Raw genomic sequence first — 4738 nt, forward strand, 5'->3', positions numbered from 1 at the left:
GGAGGCCGCGTGCACCAGCGTGGCGCCGAGCGAGAACACATCGCTCGCGGGCGTCGCCGTCCGCCCCAGCGCCTGTTCCGGGGACATGTAGGCGGGGGTGCCGAAGATCGCGCCCTCGGCGGTGATCACACTGCCGTCGGCGGCCCGCGCGATCCCGAAGTCGATGACGTGCGGGCCGTCCAGGGCCAGCAGCACATTGCTCGGCTTGAGGTCGCGGTGGGTGAGCCCGACTGCGTGGATGGCGCGCAGTTCCTCGGCGACCCCGGCCGCCAGGATCCGCAGCACGTGCTCGGGGAACGCCCCGACCAGCCGCACCGCCTCGTCCAGGCCGACCCCCGGCACGAAGGCGGTGGCCAGCCAGGGCACCGGCCCGTCCGGATCGGCGTCCACCACCGGCGCGGTGAACGCCGAGGAGGCCGCGCGCGCCGCCCGCACCTCGTGCCGGAACCGGGCCCGGAAGCCCTGGTCCCCGGCGAGTTCGGGGCGGACGAGCTTGACCGCGACGGTGCGCCCGCCGGCCGAGCGGCCGAGGAACACCACGCCCATGCCGCCCGCGCCCAGTCGGCCGAGGACGGTGTAGGGGCCGATCCTGGTCGGGTCCCCCGGTTCCGGTCCGCGCATGGTCAGGCTCCGTTCGCGAAGAGCGAGGCGACGGTGCCGGCGGAGCGGTCCGCGAGGCAGACCCGTCCCCCGCCCGCCGTCCAGGACAGGTTCTGCGGGTCGGTGCCGCGCAGGACGGTGAACTTCCACCTCGGCCTGCCGTCGGCGGGGTCGAGCGCCCACAGCACGGCGTCCGCGCCGAGCCGGTACACGTTGCCGTCGGCGCACTGGAGCCGGGCGGCCGCCGGCAGTCCCCGGTCGGACTCGGGCGGCAGCGGGGTGCGCCGGCGGACCACGCCGGTGGCGGCGTCCAGGGTGCCGAGCGAGGAGCCGCCGTCGGTGTCCTTCAGCTGGCAGAACAGCAGCGTGCCGTCCTCGGAGGCGGCGACGGCGTTCCCGGAGCCGCCGGTGGTCGGAAGCACCCCCGGCACCGTCCAGACCGGTTCGCCGGTGGACGCGTCCAGGGCCGACAGCACGCCGTCGACGACGGTCAGGAAGCGCCCGCCGACGGCACCGAAGCCCGCCAGGGCGGTGTCCCGGGACCAGGCGGTCCGGCCGTCGCCGTCCAACCCCTGCACGGTCCTGTCCCCGCCGACGAGCAGCCGGTCGCCCTCCGGCGGCAGCGCTCCGAACAGGGCGTACCCGTCGAGGCCGCGGAACCACGCGGTCCTCCGGGCCGCGAGGTCGACCGCCCAGACGTGGCCGCCGGTGGCCTTGCCCGTCCCGTCGCCGAGCCCGAACAGGTAGGCCCGGCCCGCCCGGACGCCGAGCACCTGGAGCACCCCGACGGTACGGAAGCCCTCGGTCTCGGCCCGCCAGGCCTCCTTGCCGGTCGCCGGGTCGACGGCGAGCAGCACCGTGGTGGTCGACACGGCCGGCTGCCCCGCCTCCGTGACGGCGGCCATCCTCGTCGCTCCGGTGTAGAGCAGGCCGCCGTCCAGGACCGCCCGCCGGCCGGGGATCCTGGTGGTCGCCAGAATCAGACCGGCCGCCCGGCCGTCGAAGGTCCAGGCCGCCGTGCCGTGCCGGTCGAAGGCCGTCAGGGTGCCCTCCCCCACGCCTACGACCAGCTCGCCGGCGGCGAGCGCCTGCGAACAGGACTCCGGCGGGGAGGTCTTCCAGGACAGCACGCCCTCCTTGACGTCCGCCCCCGTGGGCCGGTCGACGGCCTGGGCCGTGCCGGAGGGCGTCCCTCCGGAGGGTGCGCCTGCGGACGGCGTCCGCCGGCGCTGCCGGACGACGACGGCGGCGACGGTCCCCCCGGCGGCGAGCACCCCGCCGCCGATCCCCAGGCCGAGCAGCAGGGCGCGCCGGGGCGGGCGGCGCTCCGGCCCGTCGGGTGCGGGCGGGAGGTCCGGGACGTCCGGGACGGTCGGTGCCGGGAGGACAGGCCCGTCGGCGACCGGGGGGACGCCGGGGTGCGGGCCCGGCTGCGGGGCGGTCAGCAGCCGCCGCACCGCCAGCACGTCCGCGGCCACCCCCGGCGGGAGCCAGCCGCCGAAGGTCTGCGGGCGGCCGGTCCGCTCGACGAGTTCGACCAGCTGACGCGGCGTCGGCCGGTGCGCCGGGTTCTTCGCCAGACAGCCCGCCACCAGGTGCCGCAGGCCGTCCGGCAGCCCGCCGAGGTCCGGCTCGGTGTTCACCACCCGGAACAGCACGGCCGCCGCCACGCCCTCGCCGAACAGCGGCCGGCCGAGCGCCGCGTGGGCGACGGTCGAACCCAGCGAGAACACGTCGCTGGCCGGCGTCAGCGGCTCGCCGAGCGCCTGCTCGGGCGACATGAACGGGGCCGAGCCGATCACCGAACCGGTGGTGGTCAGCCCGGTGTCGTCGGCCGCCCGGGAGATGCCGAAGTCGATGACGTGCGGGCCGTCCAGGGCCAGCAGCACATTGCCCGGCTTGAGGTCCCGGTGGATCAGCTCCGCGCGGTGGATCTCGCCCAGGGCCTCGGCGAGCCCCGCGACCAGGGTCCGGAGCGTCCCCTCCGGCAGCGGGCCGTGCGCGGACACCGCCCGCTGGAGCGGCACCCCGGCCACGAACGCCGTCGCCATCCACGGCATCGCGGCCTCGGTGTCGGCGTCCACCACCGGCGCGGTGAACGCCCCCGACACCCGCCGCGCGGCCGCCACCTCCTGCCGGAACCGCGCCCGGAACGACCCGTCCCCCGCCAGCTCCGGACGCACCACCTTCACCGCGACGGTCCGCCCGCCGGCCGCCCGGCCCAGGTACACCGCCCCCATACCACCGGCCCCCAGCCGGCCGGCCAGCACATAGGGCCCCGCCCGCCGCGGATCCGTCGGTCCGAGCTGCTCCACCGTGTCCACCTCCCCCGTGAGTTTTCACACCCTAGGCGCCACGGCGCGATCATGACAGCCAATCAGCCGCTTCGCCCCGGCCGCGGGAGGGTGGCCAGGTAGGCCGCCGTCAGCTCCGGCGTCGCCAGCCAGGCCGCGTGGTCGGCGGGTTCGGCGTAGGTGTTGGCCAGTCGGCGGGCCACCTGCTCGTGCTCGGCGGCCGCGCCGAACACCCCCTGGAGGTGCTCCGGCATCGTCAGCAGGTCCGCCGTCAGCGCCACCCCGTGGCGGGCGTGCCGCTCCCAGAAGGCCTCGAACAGCTCCGTCATCCACTCCGCGGTGAACGGCCCGTCGCCGCGCCCGACGATCGCCCGCAGATAGGTCTCGGCCGCCCGCGCCGCGCTGTTGGCGCCCTGGCCGGTGATCGGGTCGTTGACCACCAGCGCGTCCCCGATCCCCAGCACCGCCGCCCCGCCGTCCGGCCGCGCCACCGGGTGCCGCACCACCGGGGTCAGCGCGCCGTAGAGCGACGCACCCGCGTCGGTCGGCTCGGCCGCCGCCCACAGCTCCGCCTCCCAGGGCAGGTACTCCGCCATCAACTCCCGCATCCGGTGCAGCTGTTCGGTGCCGGACGGACGGTCGCCGAAACAGTCGAACGCGCTGCCGGGCACCGCCTCCCAGAGCAGGATGTCGCACGGCCCCGAGCGAGTGAGGGCGGGCTGGAGGTACAACTCCCCCACCCCGGGCACCGCGTGCATCCGCGCCCGCGGTCCGGCCGCCGGATCGGGCGCGCCCACGCCGTGCGCGTACAGCGCCGCCAGCCGTCGCTGCGGGGCGTCGAACGGCGAGCGGGCGGCGTCGCGCGCGAAGATCCCGGCCAGCTCGCCCCGTCCGACCGCGACCAGCGTCAGTTCGTGGGCCGCCGCCAACCCGGCCAGCCCGGCCCGGTCCAGCTCCCGGTACTCGACCCGCCCGCCGCGCTCCTCGACCAGCTCCAGCCAGCGCGCCATCTTGATCCGCTGGTCCACCGACTGCGCGGGCTCGTCCAGCGTCATGGTGAACTCCAGTGCCCGCAGTCCGGGTTCGGGCACCAGCACGGCGTCCACCGACCGCACCTGCGGCGCCTCCCCCGCCCACAGGTCCAGCCCGGCCGCCCGCTCCACCCGCAGCGCCGGGCCGAACATCGCCTGTGTCGACAGCACCGGCCCCGCCCGCAGCTCCCCCGCCGTCCGGCCGGACACCACCGTCACCTCGTACCCACCGGCCGCCAGCAGCCCCAACGCCACCTGCAGCCCCGCCTGCCCCGCCCCGACGATCGCAACCCGACGCATCCCGCACCTCCGTGCCGACGACGAACGAAGGAGGTGATGCTACGTCAGTCCAAATGCGAGGAGGTGCGGTTCCGCACCGGAACGCCGACACCGGCGGGCACCCTCAACTCCTCGGCGCGGCCCCCGCCGAGCTCTCCCGCACCACCAACTCCGCCGCCAGCTCGACCCCCTCCGCCCCCACCGGCGCATCGGAACGCAACTGCGCCAGCAGCCGCCCGACCACCGTCGTGGCGATGGTCCGCAGCGGGAGCCGCACCGAGGTCAGCGGCGGGTGGAGGTGGCGGGCGAGGGGGGTGTCGTGGAAGCCGGTGACGGCGAGGTCGCGGCCGACCTGCAGGCCCTCCGCGCGGGCGGCCTCGTAGATGTCGAGGGCGGCGAGGTCGTTGTCGGCGGCGAGGGCGGTCGGCCGGTCCGGGCCGCGCAGCAGGGCGCGCAGGCCGCCGGCGGGGGGTGCCGGGGCCAGGGAGAGGCCGAGGCGGTCGGCCTCGTGGTGGAAGCCCTCGCGGCGGGGGG

Annotated in this window: 4 protein-coding genes; all 4 read right to left on the reverse strand. The window is 76.8% G+C overall.

The window, feature by feature from the left end:
* On the reverse strand, window positions 1–621 hold a 621-nt coding region (locus BI06_RS30555), incomplete at its 3' end, for a serine/threonine-protein kinase (RefSeq protein WP_043472881.1).
* Window positions 622–623: 2 nt separating this feature from the next.
* The gene (locus BI06_RS30560; RefSeq protein ID WP_051742160.1) at window positions 624–2915 is read right to left on the reverse strand and encodes a PQQ-binding-like beta-propeller repeat protein; all 2292 of its coding nucleotides are present in this window, start codon (window positions 2913–2915) and stop codon (window positions 624–626) included.
* A 62-nt stretch (window positions 2916–2977) separates the two neighbouring features.
* Window positions 2978–4225 (reverse strand): styrene monooxygenase/indole monooxygenase family protein, encoded by a 1248-nt coding sequence (locus BI06_RS30565; protein WP_043472884.1) that lies wholly within the window; start codon window positions 4223–4225, stop codon window positions 2978–2980.
* Between the two features lie 103 nt (window positions 4226–4328).
* The coding region (locus BI06_RS53950; RefSeq protein WP_043472887.1) for a substrate-binding domain-containing protein at window positions 4329–4738 on the reverse strand (410 nt) is incomplete at its 5' end.

The sequence above is a fragment of the Kitasatospora sp. MBT66 genome (assembly GCF_000710405.2).
In the GTDB taxonomy this organism is placed as follows: Bacteria; Actinomycetota; Actinomycetes; order Streptomycetales; family Streptomycetaceae; genus Kitasatospora; species Kitasatospora purpeofusca.